General features: G+C 55.8%; 20 protein-coding genes, 5 tRNA genes and 1 rRNA gene. All 26 read left to right on the forward strand.

The genetic code is table 11. From position 1 onward, the window contains the following. Nucleotides 1–45: 45 nt before the first annotated feature. The 26 genes from rrf (at nt 46) to fusA (ending at nt 22,964) form a co-directional block, all read left to right on the forward strand. Nucleotides 46–160: ribosomal RNA gene (rrf, locus tag QVZ43_RS15500) — 5S ribosomal RNA — on the forward strand. A 502-nt stretch (nt 161–662) separates the two neighbouring features. Beyond that, nucleotides 663–944, forward strand: coding sequence for a hypothetical protein (locus QVZ43_RS16450; RefSeq protein WP_338140904.1), 282 nt, complete (start codon nt 663–665; stop codon nt 942–944). Next, nucleotides 901–1,329, forward strand: coding sequence for a hypothetical protein (locus QVZ43_RS16455; protein ID WP_338140902.1), 429 nt, complete (start codon nt 901–903; stop codon nt 1,327–1,329). The genes QVZ43_RS16450 and QVZ43_RS16455 overlap by 44 nt, the downstream gene beginning before the upstream one ends. Then, complete coding sequence (locus QVZ43_RS16460; RefSeq protein WP_338140903.1) at nt 1,326–1,643, forward strand: hypothetical protein; 318 nt, start codon at nt 1,326–1,328, stop codon at nt 1,641–1,643. Before QVZ43_RS16455 ends, QVZ43_RS16460 begins: the two co-directional genes overlap by 4 nt. A gap of 8 nt (nt 1,644–1,651) precedes the next feature. Beyond that, nucleotides 1,652–1,993, forward strand: coding sequence for a hypothetical protein (locus tag QVZ43_RS15510; RefSeq protein ID WP_302910677.1), 342 nt, complete (start codon nt 1,652–1,654; stop codon nt 1,991–1,993). Next, a complete protein-coding gene (locus QVZ43_RS15515; protein WP_302910678.1) occupies nt 1,951–3,231 on the forward strand; it encodes a hypothetical protein in 1,281 nt (426 codons plus the stop codon). The genes QVZ43_RS15510 and QVZ43_RS15515 overlap by 43 nt, the downstream gene beginning before the upstream one ends. A gap of 102 nt (nt 3,232–3,333) precedes the next feature. Next, on the forward strand, nt 3,334–4,299 hold the full coding sequence (locus tag QVZ43_RS15520; protein WP_223795757.1) for a biotin--[acetyl-CoA-carboxylase] ligase: 966 nt from the start codon (nt 3,334–3,336) through the stop codon (nt 4,297–4,299). Continuing rightward, entirely contained in the window at nt 4,296–5,042 is a 747-nt protein-coding gene (locus tag QVZ43_RS15525) for a type III pantothenate kinase (RefSeq protein ID WP_302910679.1), read from the forward strand. Before QVZ43_RS15520 ends, QVZ43_RS15525 begins: the two co-directional genes overlap by 4 nt. Continuing rightward, the gene (locus tag QVZ43_RS15530; protein WP_223795755.1) at nt 5,039–5,983 is read left to right on the forward strand and encodes a hypothetical protein; all 945 of its coding nucleotides are present in this window, start codon (nt 5,039–5,041) and stop codon (nt 5,981–5,983) included. Before QVZ43_RS15525 ends, QVZ43_RS15530 begins: the two co-directional genes overlap by 4 nt. Nucleotides 5,984–6,014: 31 nt before the next feature. Continuing rightward, nucleotides 6,015–6,090 (forward strand) — tRNA-Thr (locus QVZ43_RS15535). Between the two features lie 40 nt (nt 6,091–6,130). Beyond that, nucleotides 6,131–6,215 (forward strand) — tRNA-Tyr (locus tag QVZ43_RS15540). Nucleotides 6,216–6,225: 10 nt separating this feature from the next. Beyond that, a tRNA-Gly gene (locus tag QVZ43_RS15545) sits at nt 6,226–6,300 on the forward strand. A gap of 15 nt (nt 6,301–6,315) precedes the next feature. Continuing rightward, nucleotides 6,316–6,391, forward strand: a tRNA-Thr gene (locus tag QVZ43_RS15550). 49 nt (nt 6,392–6,440) lie between these two features. Then, complete coding sequence (tuf, locus tag QVZ43_RS15555; RefSeq protein ID WP_223795744.1) at nt 6,441–7,637, forward strand: elongation factor Tu; 1,197 nt, start codon at nt 6,441–6,443, stop codon at nt 7,635–7,637. Between the two features lie 40 nt (nt 7,638–7,677). Then, nucleotides 7,678–7,753 (forward strand) — tRNA-Trp (locus QVZ43_RS15560). Between the two features lie 34 nt (nt 7,754–7,787). Beyond that, nucleotides 7,788–8,156 (forward strand): preprotein translocase subunit SecE, encoded by a 369-nt coding sequence (secE, locus tag QVZ43_RS15565; protein ID WP_223795754.1) that lies wholly within the window; start codon nt 7,788–7,790, stop codon nt 8,154–8,156. Between the two features lie 12 nt (nt 8,157–8,168). Continuing rightward, nucleotides 8,169–8,702, forward strand: coding sequence for a transcription termination/antitermination protein NusG (nusG, locus tag QVZ43_RS15570; RefSeq protein ID WP_302910680.1), 534 nt, complete (start codon nt 8,169–8,171; stop codon nt 8,700–8,702). 101 nt (nt 8,703–8,803) lie between these two features. Beyond that, nucleotides 8,804–9,235, forward strand: coding sequence for a 50S ribosomal protein L11 (rplK, locus tag QVZ43_RS15575; RefSeq protein WP_223795752.1), 432 nt, complete (start codon nt 8,804–8,806; stop codon nt 9,233–9,235). 1 nt (nt 9,236) lies between these two features. Next, entirely contained in the window at nt 9,237–9,935 is a 699-nt protein-coding gene (gene rplA, locus QVZ43_RS15580) for a 50S ribosomal protein L1 (protein WP_223795751.1), read from the forward strand. Nucleotides 9,936–10,152: 217 nt separating this feature from the next. Then, nucleotides 10,153–10,683 (forward strand): 50S ribosomal protein L10, encoded by a 531-nt coding sequence (gene rplJ / locus QVZ43_RS15585; protein WP_223795750.1) that lies wholly within the window; start codon nt 10,153–10,155, stop codon nt 10,681–10,683. A gap of 39 nt (nt 10,684–10,722) precedes the next feature. After that, nucleotides 10,723–11,100, forward strand: a complete 378-nt coding sequence (rplL, locus tag QVZ43_RS15590; protein ID WP_223795749.1) for a 50S ribosomal protein L7/L12 — start codon at nt 10,723–10,725, stop codon at nt 11,098–11,100. Nucleotides 11,101–11,343: 243 nt separating this feature from the next. Further along, on the forward strand, nt 11,344–15,423 hold the full coding sequence (gene rpoB / locus QVZ43_RS15595; protein ID WP_223795748.1) for a DNA-directed RNA polymerase subunit beta: 4,080 nt from the start codon (nt 11,344–11,346) through the stop codon (nt 15,421–15,423). Between the two features lie 76 nt (nt 15,424–15,499). Further along, on the forward strand, nt 15,500–19,714 hold the full coding sequence (rpoC, locus tag QVZ43_RS15600; protein ID WP_223795747.1) for a DNA-directed RNA polymerase subunit beta': 4,215 nt from the start codon (nt 15,500–15,502) through the stop codon (nt 19,712–19,714). 168 nt (nt 19,715–19,882) lie between these two features. Further along, nucleotides 19,883–20,257, forward strand: coding sequence for a 30S ribosomal protein S12 (rpsL, locus tag QVZ43_RS15605; protein WP_008174844.1), 375 nt, complete (start codon nt 19,883–19,885; stop codon nt 20,255–20,257). A gap of 115 nt (nt 20,258–20,372) precedes the next feature. After that, nucleotides 20,373–20,843, forward strand: coding sequence for a 30S ribosomal protein S7 (rpsG, locus tag QVZ43_RS15610; protein WP_223795746.1), 471 nt, complete (start codon nt 20,373–20,375; stop codon nt 20,841–20,843). 18 nt (nt 20,844–20,861) lie between these two features. Continuing rightward, the gene (gene fusA / locus QVZ43_RS15615; RefSeq protein ID WP_223795745.1) at nt 20,862–22,964 is read left to right on the forward strand and encodes an elongation factor G; all 2,103 of its coding nucleotides are present in this window, start codon (nt 20,862–20,864) and stop codon (nt 22,962–22,964) included. Nucleotides 22,965–22,971: the final 7 nt, after the last annotated feature.

The following is a 22,971-nucleotide window of genomic DNA, read 5'->3' on the forward strand; positions in this document are numbered from 1 at the left end:
CATCATCACTATTTATCTCGTCCTTCCCAGTGATCAACCGTTTTGTCTGACGACCATAGCGGCCCGGAACCACCTGATCCCATCCCGAACTCAGAAGTGAAACAGGCCTGCGCCGATGGTAGTTTGGCATTGCCCATGCGAGAGTAGGTCATCGTCAGACTCCTAATACCAAAACCCCCGACAGCACCGCTGCCGGGGGTTTTTTATTGCCTTTAGAAAACCGGCCATGGGTGCTCTTCTGGCTGTGATGGTCGAAAAATAAAACTGGCCTGGATAACCATTCTTCGAGATTCCTCACCGTGACAGACTGGACGTCGCATTAAACTGATCAAAAAAAGAACTGGCAAAAAATAAAACGATAGCCAGCTTTCAGAGACGCTCATCAGTCTTCATAAGGAACAGCCGCTCACAATAAAAGTGCGGCGACAGTGAGACGTGACTATGAGTAAAAATAGCGTAGCCCTCCTCGTGCTGGGGTTGATGAGTGTATCGGCTTTTGCCGAATTGCAGCCCATTTCTGATGATCAGCTATCGGAAGTGACCGGCCAGGCGTTCAAGTCTGTTGATCGCCAATATCACCCTGACGAAAACAACTCCACCTCTTATACCCGTGTAAACCTAGGAATGGATACGATATTCAGACCGGAATTGATGTCCTTGAAATGGGCCGATATGAGCGGGATGGAGAAAAAGCCGGCAGCTCGGATGTATATATCGAAGATTTTGGTCTGGGGTATATCAATAATCAGGCCTACTTCGAGGCGAACCCCAAGGCGCCCCGTCAACGAAAACCCGACGGCTCCGCCTACGCCGAAGGTGAAATAGTCCCTTTCCACATTGAAAATCCCTTCTTCGAATTTGCCTACGATGAAGCCACTGAAGAAGTAGTGGGTTTCCGCCTTGGCTTCGGTAATTCGATGGGGGTTTTTCTCCGGCAAGATTGAAACCCTTACCGGCAGTATCAATGTGGACATCGTCGATCGTGGAGAGGGGATTAGGCAGGCGGACTCTGACGGTAACTTCTTTGACCAGTTGATTGTCCTTTTGACGCCTCTGCTGGAGAAGAACAGCCCGCTGGTGACGAAAGCCAAGCTGGTGTATGGCGCCGAAGGCGATCCGAATATAGGTTCCCTGGATCCAATCAGAGCCGAGTACATTGGCATTCCGGACGGTGAGAAATTTGTTCTGGAGGGTGCCGGTGGGTTTACCCGGTGGTCGCTCAAAAACCTGATTGGTTGGGGGGGGGCAGCTCGGAAATCGAGGTCCCCGATTGCTCTTTCTTCAGTTGTGGTAGCGGTGATATCTACGTTTACGCTCAGGACTATGTGATTCTCGGGATCGATGCCTGTTTCGATCTCGATATCTACAACAGCTTTCCGATCGGCGAAGTGGGCGAAGTCGATGGCGAACGGCGCATCACCGGTGCTACCGATGGCACCTTCATCTCCTTTCAGACCAAGGATCTTGATTGGCTGAAGGACGTCAGCAATACCGACATCACCCCTGAAGATTTCATCCGAACGACTGCCGGTGCTTTCTTTAACATTCCTAACGGCGCAACCGAGGTTAACCTTAACGAAGCGTTGTATGGCAGCCAGCGCTACCGTACCGAATACATCGACCGCGGACACGGCATGTTTTAGGAGTGTCTATGGTCCTTATAGACGATGGAAATGCCCTGGCGCTTCGCGATATTACGGGAGCCTACCAGTTGATTGACCTGCTGGTGGATGTTACCGCAGACCGCCGTGGAAGGCCGGCGCTCGGGTTGACGACCACCTCGTTGACTGGCGATCTGAGCATCGGCTCCATTGAACTCGGTGGGCAGGGAAGCGCTTCGGCGCTGTCGATCTGGGTTTTCTGTTTGAAGATGCTTCCTTTACTGGCCAAGCCTACACCAATGCGCTCTATTTGCAGGGCGGTGGTCACGCCGATGCCGGCCCCCAGGGAATGCGACTGTCGACAGAGTGGAGTCTGGCTGACGCCAACATAGCCTATACGGAAGACGGTAATCGAGTCATCCTCAGCGGCTCGCAGTCCTGGGGGCGCGGTGACGTGACGCTGAACGTAACCAGGTCTGAAGTCCGGAATGACACGCAGTTCTATGACGGACTGAGAATTGGATTCGAGGGCGTTGAGGCCGGATATCGAATCAATGGATTGCGTGTGGCCAGCGAGGATTCGGAGTTGAAGGACGGGACAGAGCTGCTGCTGGCATTGGGATTCTACCCGGCCTATGAGTTCGAGCTGGACGGACACCTGACCCTCGGTCCTGGGGGCACGAGCGGGGAAGGTATTACCATCAACTCGGACGTTCAAATTCGCAACGGTAAGGCCGCAGTCATTGCCGCGCCCTACGATGAGGGAAGTGGCGAGATGAGCCAGAAAGGTCTCTGGTTGACCGAGCTGGACTACGACAGTCACGTCCGGGACATGACTATCGATCTCACTGATGAAGGTCTGGCCATTATCAAGGGTGAAGCGTGGGGCACCATGAATATCGGGAACCTGCGAGTGGGTGACAAGGACACGGGGCAGAGTATTGGGCGATTCGAGCTGCAAAAATACGAAACCGGCAGCAGTATGATGATCATGCCCGGCGGCGCCGGAACGGTCTGTGCCGGAGGCATGGGGGTGACAGCCTTGGCGTGTCAGGCGACCGGTGGCCGCTGGGAAGACCGGGGTGAGGAAGGGGTTACCATTCGACTCAAGCAAATCTTTGCCAGGGCCCTCAGTGATGAAAAGAAAAACGCACTGACCTGGGAAACCAATCGCCAGATTGGTGATGGCGGTAACCTGGTCAACGGCACCGGAACCCAGCTGGTCATCAATGACATCTATACCAGTGATGGCGGTGATTTTGATGGTGATGGGATGGAGGATAATACCTTCGGCATCCAGACCGAGCTCGCGATAGATATTTACCAGACCAAAGTGGTGAAAAAATCCACGGGTACCGACGCAAAGGGCGTGGTTGGCGCGCGCGGAGATGAGAAAATCATGGATTCTTCGGCGCCCGGCGGTTATCGCTATGTCAGCAATCCTACGACAGATGAGAAGCAGAATCGTCCATTGGGATTTGCTGTATCGGCACGCACCCAGTTTAAAGAGTTGTCTATCAATAACGTTGACCTGGTGCATCCAGCCGGAGGAAGTCAAACCGCAATCTACGGGGTCAATCTGCACAACGTCGATATTCGTGCCAATCTGACCGCCACGCCCATTCCCTGAAATCGGGTATCCAGCTACCCGGCGCTGGATACCAACTTTGTCTTTTGGTCTCTGCTGGTGTTTAATCCGGCGGAGTCCACTTTCCTGTCCGGATGGCATCAAATGAAGTCTAAAGCATTGATCACACACCTGAGTGATGGCGAAGTTCACTCCGGTGAATCCCTCGCCGCCAAGCTTGGTGTCAGTCGTACCGCAGTCTGGAAACAGGTCCGAAAGGCCATGGAAGAGGGTGTGGAGATTCAGACCATTCGTGGCAAAGGCTACCAGTTGCTTTCCTCCGTGGATTTGCTTGATGCCGACAGCATCTTGTCGGCCATTGCCCCTGAGTACCGGGGCGATATTGCCCTGCAAGTCTTGGATGAAGTGGGCTCGACCAACGCCGAGGTCGGTCGTCGGATGTCGTCGGGGGAGGCCAGTCTGCCAATTACCATTGCTGATTGCCAGACAGCGGGCCGTGGTCGTCGTGGGAGGGTATGGACGAGTCCCCGGGGGGAAAATCTTTATCTATCCATGGGGATTACTCTGCAGGGTGGTTTTTCGAGACTTGATGGATTGAGCCTCGTGTTGGGGGTTGCCGTGGCCAACGCTCTGGAGCGACTCGGTGCACAGGGTCTCGGGTTAAAGTGGCCCAATGATATTTTTGTTCCCGGCGGAAAGCTCGGTGGGATTCTTGTAGAGCTTCAGGGGGAATTGCAGGAGGGGGTTGTGCAGGTGATTGCCGGCTTCGGTATCAATGTACATGCGCAAACGCTGGGCGGTGTCGATCAGCCGTGGAGCAGTCTTGCCCGTTCTTACCCGGACGTTCGCTGGCGCCGCAATGATCTTGCCGGTAACTTGATTACTGCCGTTCAGGATGCGCTTGATCTGTTTTCTCGAGACGGTTTCGGTGCCTTTCTGGAACCCTGGCAGGCACGTGATATTTTCAAAGGCCAATCCGTAGAAGCTAAGGGAGGCGGTGTGGTGGGCATCGCGGCGGGCATCGACGAGCGCGGCAACTATCTGGTTCGGACCGGCGATGGGACCGTTCCAGTGCGCGCCGGTGAAATCAGTCTCAGGGTGGTGTCATGAGGCTGCTCATCGATGCCGGTAATACCCGAATCAAGTGGCGGTTGGTTAAGGGGAGCAACGAGCAACCAGTGGTCGTAGATCAGGGCGCAGTGGACCTTGTTGATCAGGAATCGCTGGCATCACTCGCCGGGCGTCTGAGCGACGTTGAGCGTGTTGCTGTCTCGGTGGTCGCGGGAGAGCCGCAGCGAAAACGCCTGTCGGAGGTGTTGGCCTTGTTAACACCGGCGCCTGTGGTCTATCACTGGGCGGAGGCGGAGCGAGCTGGTCTTCGAAATGCTTATGACGATCCTTCAAAGATGGGGGCTGACCGTTGGCATGCCATGTATGGCGCCTGGTCAACGTACCGACAGGGGGTGGCGATTGTTGATGCGGGAAGTGCCGTTACCGTCGATTACGTTGACGGAGCAGGGCAGCATCTTGGCGGTTTTATCTTACCGGGTTTGCAGATGATGTTCCGAAGCCTGAAAACCGATGCCGCTCGCATTGGTTTTGAGCCGAATCAGGTATTGGATCGGTCTCCCGGGCGGTCAACCGGGGAATGCGTTAACCACGGGCTGGCCTGGTTGTCTGCCGGAATGGTGGCGAAGATTCAGGAGGACGTAGACCGGTTTTCGATAAAGGATGTTCTGGTAACCGGCGGAGATGCGGAGCGCTTGGTTGGCTTGGGGCTGGGCGGGATGATTGTTCCGGACCTGGTACTGCAAGGGCTTGCACGTATCGACGGTGAGGAGTCAGCGGTATGAAGTGGTTGGCGTTCATCGTGCTGGCTATCAATGTTGCCGTCTGGTATTTCGCCGATGTGTTCCAGCCGCCAGTTCGGTCCCCAGTGACGGACGGGGGCACCTTGCCTCGTGTTGCCAGCCTTAAATCGCCTGAGTCCGAAACCAGCGAGTGGGCCGAGCCAGCCCCTGAGCAGGAGGTATTGCAGGAAGCCGGCGTCCAGCCGGTAACAGCCACGGAGTTGCAGGAACCAGTGCCTGAGCCTGAACCTGAACCGGAGCCTGACGCCGAACCCCGGGCGGAAGTGGCTGATGTTTCTGCCCCGGTTGCTGGGGCGCCGGTGGGGCCGATAGCTTCAGGTTCGCCGGAAGCCGAGGGCGCAGCTGAGGCGATGGGGGAAACGGGTTCAGGAAGTGTCGCTGCCCGGCAAGGTGTGGGGGAGCCCGTGGAAGAGGTGTCGGCCGAAGAGCCCGAACTGAGGGTCTGTGTCCGGATGGGCTGGTTGGAGACTCGTGAGCAAGCGCAACGCTTGATCGAGGCCCGAGCCGGTGAGGCGGTCGAGCTGGTGGTGGTCGAAGAGCGCCGTGAACTGACGCCCTATAACTGGGTCATCATCCCCCCTCAGCCAGGCGCCGAAGCGCTTCGGCAGTTTCGTGAGATCCAGCGTCGTGGCATTGATTCCTATCTCGTGACCGAGGGTGAGAACCGAAATGCGATCTCTCTGGGGCTGTTTGAGTCGCGAGAGGCAGCAATATCCGTGCTGGAAGAAAAAAAACGTCAGAATCTTAATGCGGTGCTGGCAAACTTCCCCCGAAATCAGATAAGCTACGCGCTCGCTTTTGAGGGGCAGCCCGCTCTTGTAGAAGAGCTGGTTCCGGCGGTGGAAGCGGATTATGGAAGCAATTTTGATTTCGTTGAAATCAACCCTTGTGAGGGTGTTGCAACGCCGAAAAAAAATCCGTAGTATACCGCCCTCGCTGACGAGGCGAATGTGAGCTGGCGTAGCTCAGTTGGTAGAGCAGCTGACTTGTAATCAGCAGGTCGGGGGTTCGATTCCGTCCGCCAGCTCCACTTTTAGTTTTTGACAGGTTTGCGAGAGTAAATCTGACTCGGAGGGGTTCCCGAGTGGCCAAAGGGATCAGACTGTAAATCTGACGGCATCGCCTTCGCAGGTTCGAATCCTGCCCCCTCCACCACTTATTGCTCGCGGGCATCGTATAGTGGCTATTACCTCAGCCTTCCAAGCTGATGACGCGGGTTCGATTCCCGCTGCCCGCTCCAATTTGGTTTTGTAATGCTCATGTAGCTCAGTCGGTAGAGCACACCCTTGGTAAGGGTGAGGTCGGCGGTTCAAATCCGCCCATGAGCTCCACTTTCAATCCGGTCAACGTTACGGTCCTGTTGATTAGGGAGTTGGTCAAATGTCCAAAGAAAAGTTCGAACGCAGTAAGCCTCATGTAAACGTGGGCACCATCGGTCACGTTGACCATGGTAAAACCACTCTGACTGCCGCTCTGACTCGTGTGTGTCACGAAGTATGGGGTACAGGTACTGCCAGCGCGTTTGACCAGATCGATAACGCTCCGGAAGAGAAAGCGCGTGGTATCACCATCGCTACTTCTCACGTTGAGTACGATTCTCCGACTCGTCACTACGCGCACGTAGACTGCCCGGGCCACGCTGACTATGTGAAGAACATGATCACTGGTGCGGCGCAGATGGACGGCGCGATCCTGGTTTGCTCCGCAGCTGACGGCCCCATGCCGCAGACTCGTGAGCACATCCTGCTGTCCCGTCAGGTTGGCGTTCCTTTCATCGTTGTGTTCCTGAACAAGGCCGACATGGTTGACGATGAAGAGCTGCTTGAGCTGGTAGAGATGGAAGTTCGTGACCTGCTGAGCCAGTACGACTTCCCGGGTGACGACACTCCGATCATCACCGGTTCTGCCCTGATGGCTCTGGAAGGTAAGGATGACAACGAAATGGGTACTACCGCTGTTAAGAAGCTGGTAGAAGCCCTGGACGACTACATCCCTGAGCCGGAGCGTGCCATTGACCAGCCGTTCCTGATGCCGATCGAGGACGTATTCTCTATCTCTGGCCGTGGTACTGTTGTTACCGGTCGTGTAGAGCGTGGCATCATCAAGGTTGGCGACGAAGTTGAAATTGTTGGTATCCGTGAGACCACCAAGACCACCTGTACCGGTGTTGAAATGTTCCGTAAGCTGCTCGACGAAGGTCGTGCCGGTGAGAACGTTGGTGTTCTGCTGCGTGGTACCAAGCGTGACGACGTTGAGCGTGGCCAGGTTCTGGCGGTGCCGGGTTCCATCACTCCGCACACCAAGTTCGAGTGCGAAGTGTACGTACTGAGCAAAGAAGAAGGTGGTCGTCATACCCCGTTCTTCAAGGGCTACCGTCCTCAGTTCTACTTCCGTACCACCGACGTAACCGGTTCTTGCGAACTGCCGGAAGGCGTAGAAATGGTTATGCCGGGTGACAACGTGAAGATGAGTGTTACCCTGATCGCTCCGATCGCCATGGAAGATGGTCTGCGCTTCGCAATCCGCGAAGGTGGCCGTACCGTTGGTGCCGGCGTGGTATCCAAGATTATCGAGTGATTGCTCGGTAAGTAGTAGTTGCACTGAGTTGTTTCGGTGCAGGCCAGTAGCTCAATTGGCAGAGCAGCGGTCTCCAAAACCGCAGGTTGGGGGTTCGATTCCCTCCTGGCCTGCCATTTTTAAAACATTTGGATACAAAAGCTGATTCCTATGGAGTCAAAAGCCGTACAGTCAACCAGTCGTTTCGATCTCCTGAAGTGGCTGGTTGTTTTCGCATTGATTGTCGTCGGTGTCGTCGGTAATCAGTATTTTAGTGCCGAGTCATTGTTGTATCGGGTTCTGGCTCTCGTGGGTCTCGCTCTTGTGGCGGCCTTCGTTGCGCTCCAGACTGATCGTGGGCGTCGGTTCGCGACCTTGTTGAAAGAGGCGCGTGTCGAGATTCGGAAAGTCGTTTGGCCCACCAGGCCTGAGCTGGTGCAGACCACCATTATTGTTGTGGTGTTTGTGCTGGTTGTGGCGTTGATTCTGTGGGGAATGGATTCGCTGATCAGTTGGTTGGTCGCCGGATTTATCGGTTAATGGGAGTGTGCAATGGCTAAGCGCTGGTACGTGGTTCATGCGTATTCTGGCTTCGAAAAGCATGTGATGCGCACTCTTAAAGAGCGTGTGGCTCTGAATGGCATGGAAGATATGTTCGGCGAAATCCTCGTGCCTACCGAGGAAGTGGTCGAAATGCGCGATGGTAAGAAGCGGAAGAGTGAGCGCAAATTCTATCCGGGGTACGTACTCGTCCAGATGGAAATGGATGATGCATCGTGGCATCTTGTAAAAGATACGCCAAAGGTTCTTGGTTTCATCGGTGGGACCAAGGATAAGCCGGCTCCTATCACCGAGCGTGAGGCTGAGGCGATCCTGCGCCGAGTAGAGAGTGGTGCGGAAAAGCCGAAGCCCAAGACCCTGTTTGAGCCGGGAGAGATTGTTCGCGTTATTGAAGGTCCGTTTGCTGATTTCAATGGCGTGGTAGAGGAAGTGGATTACGACAAGAGTCGTTTGAAGGTGGCTGTTCTGATCTTTGGTCGTTCAACTCCGGTCGAGCTGGAGTTTGGGCAGGTCGAAAAAGACTGATCGGTTGCTTTACATCTGAAAGCTCGCGCGCCCAGGCGACGCGGGCTTTTTGTGTCTGAAGAGGGGAGCCGAAAGGCGTTTGAACCCATAGGAGAACTGTCATGGCAAAGAAGATCGAAGCGTACATCAAGCTTCAGGTTGCTGCCGGTAAGGCCAACCCAAGCCCCCCTGTTGGTCCCGCGCTGGGTCAGCACGGCGTTAATATCATGGAATTCTGCAAGGCGTTCAACGCCAAGACTCAGGAAATGGAGCCTGGTCTGCCGATTCCGACTGTTATCACTGTTTACAGCGATCGCAGCTTCACGTTCATCACCAAGACACCGCCTGCCGCGGTTCTGCTGAAGAAGGCTGCTGGTATCAAGAGTGGTTCCGGTCGTCCGAATACCGAGAAAGTCGGTACCGTGACCCGTGCGCAGCTCGAAGAGATTGCCAAGACCAAAGAGCCTGACCTGACTGCAGCCGACATGGATGCAGCGGTTCGTACCATCGCCGGAACAGCCCGTAGCATGGGCCTGAACGTGGAGGGCCTGTAAGATGGCAAAGCTGAGTAAGCGTCAGAAGCTGATTCGTGAAAAAGTGGAAGCCGGCCGTTCATACTCTATTGACGAGGCCGTTGCTCTGCTGGTTGAGCTGGGCGAAGGCGTCAAGTTCAAGGAGTCTATCGACGTTGCTGTCAACCTGGGTGTTGACGCGCGTAAATCCGACCAGGTTGTTCGTAGCAGTACTGTTCTGCCTCACGGCACCGGCAAGTCTGTTCGCGTAGCCGTTTTTACTCAGGGTGCAAACGCTGAGAAAGCAACCGCTGCAGGCGCCGATGTTGTCGGTATGGACGATCTGGCGGAAGAAGTTAAGAAAGGCAACATGGATTTCGACGTTGTTATCGCAACGCCGGACGCCATGCGTGTCGTTGGTCAGCTGGGTCAGATCTTGGGCCCGCGTGGCCTGATGCCAAACCCGAAGGTTGGTACCGTAACTCCGGACGTTGAGACTGCGGTCAAAAACGCCAAGGCGGGTCAGGTGCGCTACCGCACCGATAAGAACGGCATCATCCACGCTCCGCTGGGCAACGTGGAATTCTCTGCTCAGACCATCAAGGAGAACCTTGAAGCTCTGGTTGCAGACCTGAAAAAGGCCAAGCCTGCGTCGGCGAAAGGTGTGTATCTGAAGAAGATCACCCTGTCCTCGACCATGGGTCCTGGCCTGGCTATCGATCAGGGAACCCTGGCACTTTAAGGTCCGGATCGGTAGTTGCTTTGTAGTCTAGGCGGAAGCCAAGGCTGTCAAAGACCGCAGGCCCCCGCGGCCTTCCGGATGCCGGAAGGCCACAAGGGTTAAAGCAACGCCTGCGCAGACGGTGTGAAGACGTTCTCTGAACCCAAACACCGTTAGGCGCCCGAAAGGGCATTGATGGGTTTGCCGGTAAGAACCGGCGAAATCGAGGAGATTACCAGTGGCAATTAGACTCGAAGACAAGAAGGCGATCGTCGCTGAAGTCAACGAGACTGCTGGTGCTGCTCTGTCTGTGGTTTTGGCTGACTACCGCGGTGTCACTTCTGGTGACATGACTGCGCTTCGTGCCAAGGCTCGTGCTGAGAAGGTGCATCTGAAGGTTGTTCGTAACAACCTGGCAAAGATCGCCATCAAAGGTACCGAGTTCGAGTGCATTGACGAAGCTCTGGTAGGCCCAACCATTCTGGCCTTCTCTATGGAAGATCCGGGTGCCGCTGCGCGCCTGCTGAAGGATTTTGCCAAAGAGAATGAGGCGTTTGAGATCAAAGGTCTGGCTGTCGGCGGTGAGCTGATGGGCGCAGAACAGATTGATCGCCTTGCCAAGCTGCCGACGCTCCACGAAGCGTTGACCAAGCTGGCAGTCGTAACCAAGGCACCAGTTACCAAGCTCGTACGCAGCCTGAACGACGTTCCTGGACGGATTACGCGGGTAGTAGCCGCAGTCCGTGACCAGAAGCGCGAAGCTGCTTGATTCTGTTGAACACTATTTTTCTATTTTTTGGAGAAAGTCATGGCTCTGTCTAAAGACGATATTTTGAATGCAATTGCTGAAATGAGCGTAATGGAAGTTGTTGAGCTCGTTGAAGCTATGGAAGAGAAGTTCGGCGTTTCCGCTGAAGCTGCCGTTGCTGCTGCTCCGGCTGCCGCTGGTGGCGACGCGGCTGCTGCTGAAGAGCAGACCGAGTTCGACGTAGTTCTGACTGGCCCGGGCGAGAAGAAAGTAAACGTCATCAAGGCCGTTCGTGAGCTGACTGGTCTGGGTCTGAAGGAAGCTAAGGAAATGGTTGACGGTGCTCCGTCTACTGTTAAGGAAGGCGCTTCCAAGGACGACGCTGAAGAAGCCAAGAAGAAGCTTGAGGAAGCAGGCGCTTCTGTTGAGCTCAAGTAAGAGTCGGTTTTTGATCGACACCGTGCTTTAAGCATGGACAGGCTGGTGGCTTTACGCCACCGGCCTTTTTCTGTTGTATGTGCTATAGACTCTGGTCTGCTATGGCAGACAGGCGCCAGAGCTATAACAGCGACAGCCAGGGTCTTGTTCAAGACGGCGCTATATGCCGAGCAATTCGGCCCCGAAGCAGAACATTGGTTGCTTCTTGATACCAGGTATCAGGTCTAAAGCTGGGGAATGCAGATGACTTACTCCTACACTGAGAAAAAGCGGATTCGCAAAGACTTTAGCAAATTGCCTTCCGTGATGGACGTCCCCTATTTGCTGTCTATTCAGCTGGATTCGTTCCGGGACTTCCTCCAAATGGAAGCCGCTCCTGAAGACCGCCGGGAAACCGGTCTTCACGCAGCATTTAAATCCGTATTCCCAATTGTCAGTTACTCTGGCAATGCCGCGCTCGAGTACGTTAGCTATCGTATTGGCGAGCCGGTTTTTGACGTCAAGGAATGCCAGCTTAGGGGCGTAACCTACGCAGCGCCGCTGCGGGTGAAAGTCCGCCTTATCATTTACGATAAGGAGTCGTCCAACAAGGCGATCAAGGACATCAAGGAGCAAGAAGTCTACATGGGCGAAATGCCCCTGATGACCGAGAACGGTACCTTCGTTATCAATGGTACTGAGCGTGTAATCGTTTCCCAGCTCCACCGTTCACCAGGTGTGTTCTTCGATCACGACAAGGGCAAGACTCACTCCTCCGGCAAACTGCTGTACTCCGCGCGGGTGATTCCTTACCGTGGCTCCTGGCTCGACTTCGAGTTCGATCCGAAGGACTCTGTGTTCGTTCGTATCGACCGTCGTCGTAAGCTGCCCGCCACCATCCTTCTGCGTGGTCTGGGGTTCACCTCCGAGCAGATGCTGGAGATGTTCTTCGATACCAGTAAGTTCACGCTGGGTGCCGAAACCTGCAAGCTTGAGCTGGTTCCGAGCCGTCTGCGTGGCGACATTGCGACCTTTGATATCAAGGATAAGGACGGCAATGTCATTGCAGAGGAAGGTCGCCGGATCACCGCGCGCCACATTCGCCAGCTTGAAAAGGCCGGCATTAATGAGTTGGACGTGCCTACCGAGTACCTCCATGGACGTGTTCTGGCCAAAGACATGGTCGACAGCAAGTCCGGAGAGGTGCTGGCCGAATGTAACTCCGAGCTGACAGCCGAGCTGATCGAGAAGCTGCTGGACGCCGGTATTACGGAAATCGAAACCCTGTACACGAACGACCTCGACTGTGGTCCGTTCATGTCCGATACCCTGCGTATCGATCCGACCCGCACGCCGCTGGAAGCGCTGGTCGAGATCTACCGTATGATGCGCCCGGGAGAGCCGCCCACCAAAGAGTCGGCGGAAAACCTGTTTACCAACCTGTTCTTCTCCGACGAGCGTTACGATCTGTCCGGCGTTGGCCGTATGAAGCTCAATCGTCGTCTGGGTCGTGAAGACAGCACTGGTCCGGGTACCCTGACCAACGAAGACATCATTGATGTTCTCAAGACTCTGATCAACATCCGTAACGGTCAGGGCAGTGTGGACGATATTGATAACCTGGGTAACCGTCGTGTTCGCTGTGTGGGTGAGATGGCGGAGAACCAGTTCCGTGTCGGTCTGGTCCGTGTTGAGCGGGCAGTTCGTGAGCGTCTGAGTCTTGCTGAGAGCGAAGGCCTGATGCCGCAAGACCTAATCAACGCCAAGCCGGTAGCTGCGGCTGTGAAGGAGTTCTTCGGTTCCAGTCAGTTGTCCCAGTTTATGGATCAGAACAACCCGCTGTCGGAAGTGACTCACAAGCGTCGTATTTCGGCACTTGGGCCGGGCGGTCTGACCCGGGAGCGAGCCGGCTTCGAGGTTCGTGACGTACACCCGACTCATTACGGACGTGTGTGTCCGATCGAGACTCCGGAAGGTCCGAACATCGGTCTGATCAACTCACTGGCGACCTATGCCCGCTCCAACTCCTACGGTTTCCTTGAGAGTCCGTACCGGAAAGTGGTAGATGGCGTGGTGACCGACGAGGTGGTTTACCTGTCGGCCATCGAAGAGAGCAACTACGTTATCGCCCAGGCAAGTGCGGCGATGGACGAGGAATCCCGCCGTCTGACAGACGAGCTGGTTACCGTGCGTCATCAGAACGAATTCACCGTAATGCCGCCGGAGAGCGTGAACTTCATGGACGTATCGCCGCGCCAGGTTGTGTCGGTTGCTGCGTCTCTGATTCCGTTCCTTGAGCACGACGATGCGAACCGGGCTCTGATGGGTGCGAACATGCAGCGTCAGGCCGTTCCGACCCTGCGCTCCCAGGTACCTCTGGTCGGTACCGGTGTTGAGCGTACTGTGGCCCAGGATTCCGGCGTCTGTGTGACTGCCCGTCGTGGTGGTGTGATTGAAAGCGTTGATGCGGCCCGTATCGTAGTTCGCGTCAACAACGACGAAACCGAAGCCGGTGATGCAGGTGTGGATATCTACAACCTCACCAAATACACCCGCTCCAACCAGAATACCTGTATCAACCAGCGTTCCATCGTTCGTCAGGGCGATGCCGTAGCGCGTGGTGACGTTCTGGCTGACGGCCCGTCTGTGGATCTGGGTGAGCTGGCGCTGGGCCAGAACATGCGCATCGCGTTCATGCCCTGGAACGGATACAACTTCGAGGACTCGATCCTGATCTCCGAGAAGGTGGTTCAGGAAGATCGTCTGACGACTATCCATATCCAGGAACTGACCTGTGTCGCTCGTGATACCAAACTCGGTAGCGAAGAGATCACGGCAGACATCCCGAACGTGGGTGAAAGTGCGCTGGCCAAGCTGGACGAGTCCGGCATTGTCTACATCGGTGCCGAAGTGGGCCCGGGCGACATTCTGGTCGGTAAGGTAACGCCGAAGGGTGAGACTCAGCTGACTCCGGAGGAGAAGCTGCTGCGTGCGATCTTCGGTGAAAAGGCGTCTGATGTAAAAGACACCTCTGCCCGTGTCCCGACTGGTACTCGCGGAACCGTTATCGATGTTCAGGTCTTTACCCGTGACGGTATCGAGAAGGATCAGCGTGCTCAGTCCATCGAGAAAGAGCAGCTGGATCAGTACCGCAAGGATCTTAAAGACGAATACCGGATCGTTGAGGGTGCTACCTACGAGCGTTTGATGAATGCTCTGAACGGTCAGGAAGTCATCAGTGGACCCGGCCTGAAGAAGGGCGCCAAGCTGGACGAGGCTTATCTGGCTGAGCTGCCGCGTCCGGACTGGTTCAAGCTCCGGATGAAGGACGAAAGCCTGAATGAGCTGCTGGAGAAGTCCGAGCAGTCTCTGGACGATCGCAAGAAAGAACACGAAGCCCGTTTCGACGACAAGAAAGGCAAGCTGCAGCAGGGCGACGACCTGGCTCCGGGCGTGCTGAAAATTGTCAAAGTGTACCTGGCCATCAAGCGTCGCATTCAGCCTGGCGACAAAATGGCCGGTCGTCACGGGAACAAGGGTGTTATCTCTGCGGTCATGCCTATTGAGGATATGCCGTACGATGAGCACGGAACCACCGTGGATATCGTGCTGAACCCTCTGGGTGTTCCGTCGCGGATGAACGTTGGCCAGGTTCTTGAAACGCACCTGGGTGCGGCTGCCAAAGGTCTGGGTGAGCGCATCAGCCAGATGCTGGATGAGCAGCGCAAGATTGCCGAGCTGCGCAAACTGCTGGATGAGATCTACAACCATTCGGACGAAGTGTTCAAGGTGGATCTGGACTCCCTGAGCGACAAGGAAATCCTGGAGCTGTGTGGAAATCTGCGTTCCGGCGTACCGATGGCGACTCCGGTCTTCGATGGCGCGAAGGAAGCGGAAGTGAAGCGGATGCTCGAGCTTGCCGGCCTGAGCACCACTGGCCAGACTGTGTTGTACGATGGTCGTACAGGTGATGCATTCGATCGACCGGTGACGGTTGGCTACATGTATATCCTGAAGCTGAACCACCTGATCGACGACAAAATGCACGCCCGTTCTACCGGTTCGTACAGCCTGGTTACCCAGCAGCCGCTGGGTGGTAAGGCCCAGTTCGGTGGACAGCGTTTCGGTGAGATGGAAGTGTGGGCCCTTGAGGCCTACGGTGCGGCGTATACGCTGCAGGAAATGCTTACCGTCAAGTCTGATGACGTGAATGGTCGGACCAAGATGTACAAGAACATTGTTGATGGGGATCATCGTATGGAGCCGGGCATGCCCGAATCCTTCAACGTTCTTGTCAAGGAAATCCGCTCGCTGGGTATCGACATCGAGCTGGAATCCGAGTAAGCCGAATTGTTTTTGGCAGCGTGAGCGGGTACCCCGTGTACCCGCCCGAATTTAACGCCATCCGGAGCTTTTACTGATGAAAGATTTGCTGAATCTTCTCAAGAGCCAGAACCAAAGCAAGGAATTCGATGCCATTCGCATCGGCCTGGCATCCCCTGACATGATTCGCTCATGGTCTTACGGTGAGGTTAAAAAGCCTGAGACCATTAACTACCGTACGTTCAAGCCTGAGCGTGACGGTCTTTTCTGTGCCAAGATCTTCGGCCCGATCAAGGACTACGAGTGTCTGTGCGGCAAATACAAGCGCCTGAAGCACCGTGGTGTTATCTGTGAGAAGTGTGGCGTTGAAGTCGCTCTGGCCAATGTTCGTCGTGACCGTATGGGGCACATCGAACTGGCTAGCCCGGTCGCCCACATCTGGTTCCTGAAGTCCCTGCCATCCCGTATTGGCTTGATGCTGGACATGACTCTGCGTGACATCGAGCGGGTTCTGTATTTTGAGTCCTTCATCGTCATCGAGCCTGGCATGACCACGCTTGAAAAGGGCCAGCTGCTGAACGACGAGCAGTACTACGAAGCCCTCGAAGAGTTTGGTGACGAATTCGATGCCCGCATGGGTGCGGAAGCCGTCAAGGAATTGCTGGAAGGTATCGATCTGCAGGCCGAGGTTGACGCGCTGCGGGAAGAGATTCCGCAGACCAATTCCGAAACCAAGATCAAGAAGTTCAGCAAGCGCCTGAAGATTCTTGAAGCGTTCCTGCACTCCGGCAACCGCCCGGGTGACATGATCATGACCGTTCTGCCGGTTCTGCCGCCGGATCTCCGTCCGCTGGTACCGCTGGATGGTGGTCGCTTTGCCACCTCTGACCTGAACGATTTGTACCGTCGTGTGATCAACCGGAACAACCGTCTCAAACGCCTGCTCGAGCTCAACGCGCCGGACATCATTGTCCGTAACGAAAAGCGGATGCTGCAGGAAGCAGTTGACGCGCTGCTGGATAACGGCCGCCGTGGGCGTGCTATCACCGGCACCAACAAGCGCCCGCTGAAGTCCCTGGCCGACATGATCAAAGGTAAGCAGGGTCGTTTCCGTCAGAACCTGCTGGGTAAGCGGGTAGACTACTCGGGCCGTTCGGTCATCGTGGTAGGTCCATACCTGCGCCTGCACCAGTGTGGTCTTCCCAAGAAGATGGCGCTGGAGCTGTTCAAGCCGTTTATTTTCTCCAAGCTGGAGCATCGCGGCCTGGCGACGACAATCAAAGCCGCCAAGAAGATGGTTGAGCGCGAAGAAGGCGTGGTCTGGGATATCCTGGACGAAGTCATTCGTGAGCACCCGATCATGCTGAACCGTGCGCCGACCCTGCACCGTCTGGGTATCCAGGCGTTCGAGCCGGTTCTGATCGAAGGCAAGGCGATTCAGCTGCACCCGCTGGTGTGTGCCGCCTATAACGCGGACTTCGACGGTGACCAGATGGCGGTACACGTACCGCTGACTCTGGAGGCGCAGCTCGAAGCCCGTGCCCTGATGATGTCTACCAACAACGTTCTGTCTCCGGCAAACGGAGAGCCGATCATCGTTCCGTCCCAGGACGTGGTACTTGGTCTGTACTACATGACCCGTGAGCGCGAAAGTGCGCTGGGTGAGGGCATGGTGTTCTCTGATGTGAAGGAAGTTCACCGCGCGTACGGCGCCGGAATGGTGGACCTTCAGGCCAAGGTCAAGGTTCGGGTTAAGGAGGTGAGCGTCGCGGAAGACGGTTCCCGCGAGGAAACCTTCAAGGTCGTTGAGACCACCGTTGGCCGTTCGCTGCTGTTTGATATCGTGCCGGATGGCCTGTCGTTCGATCTGGTCAACAAGCCGATGGTCAAGAAGGCCATTTCCGGTCTGATCAATACCTGCTATCGCGATGCGGGCCTGAAAGACACCGTTATCTTTGCTGACCAGCTCATGTACATGGGTTACCACTACGCGACCGTGTCCGGTATCTCGATCTGTTTCAACGACTTCGAGATCCCGCCCGAGAAGTACGAGATGGTCGACGCGGCTACCGATGAAGTTAAGGACATCGAAAACCAGTACGCATCCGGTCTCCTGACCCAGGGTGAGAAGTACAATAAGGTCATCGATATCTGGTCCCGCGCCAACGACAAAGTCTCCAAGGCTATGATGGAGCGTTTGTCGAAAGAGCAGGTTATCGGGCCTGATGGCCTGCCTGTGAAGGGCGAAGACGGCGAAGACCTGATGCAGGAGTCGTTCAACTCCGTCTACATGATGGCCGACTCCGGGGCGCGGGGTTCTGCGGCCCAGATCCGTCAGTTGGCGGGTATGCGTGGTCTGATGGCCAAGCCGGATGGCTCGATCATTGAGACGCCGATCACTGCGAACTTCCGTGAAGGTCTGAACGTACTCCAGTACTTCATCTCGACCCACGGTGCTCGTAAGGGTCTGGCAGATACCGCTCTGAAGACTGCGAACTCCGGTTACCTGACCCGTCGTCTGGTCGATGTATCCCAGGATCTGGTGGTCACCGAGGAAGACTGTGGCACGGCCGAAGGCCTGCTGATGACGCCGCACATCGAGGGTGGCGACGTTGTTGTGCCGCTGGGCGATCGTGTGCTGGGTCGTGTTACCGCTCGCGATGCGTTTACCCCGACCGACAAGGACAACGCGGTTGTTCCGTCCGGCACCCTGCTGGATGAGAAGACCGTCGAGACGCTCGAGCGGGCCGGTGTAGACGAGGTCTGGGTGCGCTCTGCGATCACCTGTGAAACCCGCCACGGTATCTGCTCCAAGTGTTACGGCCGTGATCTGGCCCGTGGACACCAGGTTAACGTTGGTGAGGCCGTTGGTGTTATCGCGGCTCAGTCCATCGGTGAGCCGGGTACCCAGCTGACCATGCGTACCTTCCACATCGGTGGTGCGGCGAGCCGGGCCTCCGCGGTGGATAACATTCAGGTCAAGCATGGCGGTACTGTTCGCCTGCATAACCTGAAGTCTATTGAGAAGACCGATGGCAGCCTGGTGGTTGTATCCCGTTCCTCAGCGCTGGCCATTGCCGATGAACAGGGTCGTGAGCGTGAGTGGTATAAGCTGCCCTACGGTGCCGTGCTGTCTGTTAAGAACGGCGATGCGGTTGAGGCCGGTGTGGTTGTGGCTAAGTGGGATCCGCATACCCACCCGATTATTGCCGAAGCCCAGGGTACAGCCAAGTTTGTCAACATGGAGCAGGGCATCAGCGTCCGCACCCAGACTGACGAGCTGACAGGCCTGTCTACCATGGAAGTGATCGACCCGAAGGATCGCCCTGCTGCTGGTAAGGACGTTCGTCCGGGTATCCAGCTGCTGGATGAGTCCGGTAATGAGGTCGAGCTTCCGGGTGGCGCAACGGCTATGTACTTCCTGCCAGCCAACGCCCTGGTCACCATGGCCAATGGCGCCAAGGTTGAGCTGGGTGACGTGGTTGCGCGGATTCCGCAGGAAAGCTCGAAGACACGGGATATAACCGGTGGTCTGCCGCGGGTTGCGGATCTGTTCGAGGCGCGTCGTCCGAAAGAGTCTGCGATCCTGGCAGAAATCAGCGGCACCGTGTCCTTCGGCAAGGAAACCAAGGGCAAGAAGCGTCTGGTGATTACGCCGAAAGATGCAGACGCTTACGAGGTTCTGATTCCGAAGCATCGTCAGCTTAACGTGTTCGAGGGCGAAACTGTTGAGCGGGGCGAGGTGATTTCTGATGGCCCGTCTAACCCGCACGACATTCTGCGTCTTCTGGGTGTGGTCGAGCTGGCCAAGTACATCACTAACGAAATCCAGGACGTGTACCGTCTGCAGGGCGTTGTCATCAACGACAAGCACATCGAAGTTATCGTTCGCCAGATGCTGCGCAAGGTTGAAGTGACCGACCCGGGCGATACGACTCTGCTTTCCGGCGACCAGGTGGAAATCAACCAGGTGCTCGAAGAGAACGAGAAGGCCGATGCTGCTGACAAAGAGCCGGCGCGCTTCGAGCGTCTGCTGCTGGGTATCACCAAGGCTTCTCTGGCGACCGAGTCGTTCATTTCTGCTGCGTCGTTCCAGGAAACCACGCGGGTCCTCACCGAAGGTGCGGTTACCGGCAAGCGTGATTACCTGCGCGGCCTGAAAGAGAACGTGGTTGTTGGTCGTCTGATTCCGGCCGGCACTGGTCTGGCGTACCACAGCGAGCGCCGTCGCAAGCGCGAACTGGGTGAGCAGGGTGTGACCGCGGCGGATGTCGAAGAGGCGCTCAGCGCAGAGCTCAACCGCGAAAGCTGAGTTGGGCTGGCGAGCCACCTCCGGATAGATACCTATTCCGAAGGTGGTTAAAAAGAGATCAGTCATCTTGACTGACATGGGCCGCAGGCTTAAACTTGCGGCCCTCAAATTTTACCCCCTGTACCCAGGGGGTAAGTTTCATTGGAATGGTTTTTGGAGTTTGCTTACATGGCAACGATTAATCAGTTGGTGCGTAAGCCTCGTAAGCGCAAGGTAGCCAAGAGCGACGTTCCCGCTCTCCAGGCCTGTCCTCAGCGCCGTGGTGTGTGCACTCGTGTGTACACCACAACGCCGAAGAAGCCGAACTCAGCACTGCGTAAAGTGTGCCGTGTTCGTCTGACTAACGGCTACGAGGTTTCCTCATACATCGGTGGTGAAGGTCATAACCTTCAGGAGCACAGCGTAGTGCTTATCCGTGGCGGTCGTGTAAAGGACCTCCCGGGTGTGCGTTACCACACTGTTCGCGGAACACTGGACACCCAGGGTGTGCAGAACCGTAAGCAGGGTCGCTCCAAGTACGGTGCAAAACGACCCAAGTCCTGATGTCCCTAATGGGTGTCTTTTATCGTTGCTTGTTAGAACGGTAAGAGTAAGGCTGAGTAGCAATTGGCTATCTCAGGGGTTCCTGAAGACCTTTTAAATAGATAAGGGCTTATCGATGCCTAGAAGAAGAGTTGCAGCTAAACGGGAAATTATCCCGGATCCTAAATTCGGCAGTGCACGCCTTGCCAAGTTCATCAACCACGTGATGGAAAGCGGCAAGAAGTCTGTTGCAGAGCGCATTGTTTACGGCGCGCTCGATATCGTCGCCGAAAAATCCAAGGAAGAGCCGATCGACATGTTCGAGAAGGCCCTGGAGAACATCCAGCCGATGGTTGAGGTTAAATCCCGTCGTGTTGGTGGTGCTACCTACCAGGTGCCTGTAGAAGTTCGGCCTTCCCGTCAGAACGCGCTGGCCATGCGCTGGCTCGTTGAATTCTCACGGAAGCGTGGTGAGAAGTCCATGGCTCAGCGTCTGGCCGGAGAAATCCTGGACGCCGTTGAGAGCAAGGGCGCCGCTGTGAAGAAGCGCGAAGACGTTCACCGCATGGCAGAAGCCAACAAGGCTTTCTCCCACTTCCGTTTCTAATAAGCCGAGGTTTATACAGTGGCACGCAAAACTCCAATCAAGCGATACAGAAACATCGGTATTTGTGCGCACGTTGATGCGGGCAAAACCACGACCACCGAGCGGGTTCTGTTCTATACCGGTCTGTCTCACAAGATCGGTGAGGTTCATGATGGCGCCGCCACCATGGACTGGATGGAACAGGAGCAGGAGCGTGGTATCACCATTACCTCTGCTGCGACCACCTGTTTCTGGCAGGGTATGGACAAGCAATATCCTGAGCACCGTATCAACATCATCGATACTCCGGGGCACGTAGACTTCACCATCGAAGTAGAGCGTTCCCTGCGTGTACTCGACGGTGCGGTGGTTGTTTTCTGTGGTTCTTCTGGTGTTGAGCCGCAGTCTGAAACTGTTTGGCGTCAGGCTAACAAGTATGAAGTTCCCCGCATGGTGTTCGTCAACAAGATGGACCGTGCTGGTGCTAACTTCCTGCGTGTTGTGGATCAGATCAAGAACCGTCTGGGTGCGACTCCTGTGCCCATTCAGCTGCCGATCGGTGCCGAGGAAGACTTCCAGGGCGTGGTAGACCTCATTCGTATGAAGGCTATCTACTGGAATGAAGCTGATTCCGGAATGACCTACGAAGAGAGGGACATTCCTGCTGAGCTGCTCGAAGAGTGTGAAATGTACCGTGAGCAGATGGTTGAGGCTGCTGCCGAAGCCAACGAAGAGTTCATGGACAAGTACCTGGAAGGCGGCGAGCTGACCAATGACGAGATCAAGGCTGGTCTGCGTCAGCGCACCCTGGCTAACGAGATCGTGCTGGCTACCTGTGGTTCTGCGTTCAAGAACAAGGGTGTTCAGGCGGTTCTGGATGCGGTTATCGAGTTCCTGCCGGCTCCGGACGAAGTTAAGGCCATCCGCGGTGAAGTTGACGACGAAGGTACCGAGGAAACTCGTCCGGTCGACGACAACGCCCCGTTCGCGGCGCTGGCGTTCAAGATCGCCACTGACCCGTTTGTTGGTACTCTGACGTTCTTCCGTGTGTACTCGGGAACCCTGGAAAGCGGCAATGCGGTCTACAACTCTGTGAAGGGTAAGAAAGAGCGTGTTGGTCGTATGGTGCAGATGCACTCGAAGGACCGTCAGGAAATCAAAGAAGTACTGGCTGGTGACATCGCTGCGGCTATCGGTCTGAAGAGCGTGACGACCGGTGACACCCTGTGTGATGAGAACAACAAAATCGTTCTCGAGCGCATGGAGTTCCCGGAGCCGGTTATCTCTGTAGCAGTTGAGCCGAAGTCCAAGGCTGATCAGGAAAAGATGGGTGTTGCCCTGGGTAAGCTGGCTCAGGAAGATCCGTCGTTCCGCGTTCGCACGGACGAAGAGTCTGGCCAGACCATCATTTCCGGTATGGGTGAGCTTCACCTGGACATCATCGTTGATCGTATGCGTCGCGAGTTCAAGGTTGAGGCCAACATTGGTAAGCCGCAGGTGGCCTACCGTGAGTGCATCCGGAAGCCGGTTGATGTCGAAGGCAAGTTCGTGCGCCAGTCTGGCGGTCGTGGTCAGTACGGTCACGTCAAGGTCAAGCTGGAGCCGCTGCCTCTGGACGACGATACCGAAAACTTCATTTTCGTGAACGAGATCGTCGGTGGTGTGGTTCCGAAGGAATACATCCCGGCGGTTCAGCAGGGCATCGAAGAGCAGATGCAAAACGGCTGTCTGGCCGGTTACCCGCTGCTGGGTATCAAGGCCACTCTGTATGATGGCTCCTACCACGATGTGGACTCCAACGAAATGGCGTTCAAGATCGCGGGTTCCATGGCCATGAAGAAGGGCGCGCTTGAGGCGAACCCGGCGCTGCTTGAGCCGATCATGAAGGTTGAAGTTGTCACTCCTGAAGACTACATGGGTGACGTCGTCGGTGACCTGAACCGTCGTCGTGGTCTGGTTCAGGGTATGGATGAAAATCCCTCCGGCAAGCTGGTTCGAGCTGAAGTTCCGCTGGCGGAGATGTTCGGTTATGCCACCGACCTGCGTTCTGCGACTCAGGGTCGGGCGTCATACTCCATGGAGTTCTCCGGTTACTCGGAAGCGCCGTCGAACATTGCCGAAGCAATCATGAAACAGGGTTGATTCCCGG

The organism is Marinobacter suaedae, assembly GCF_030519635.1.
Taxonomy (GTDB): domain Bacteria; phylum Pseudomonadota; class Gammaproteobacteria; order Pseudomonadales; family Oleiphilaceae; genus Marinobacter; species Marinobacter suaedae.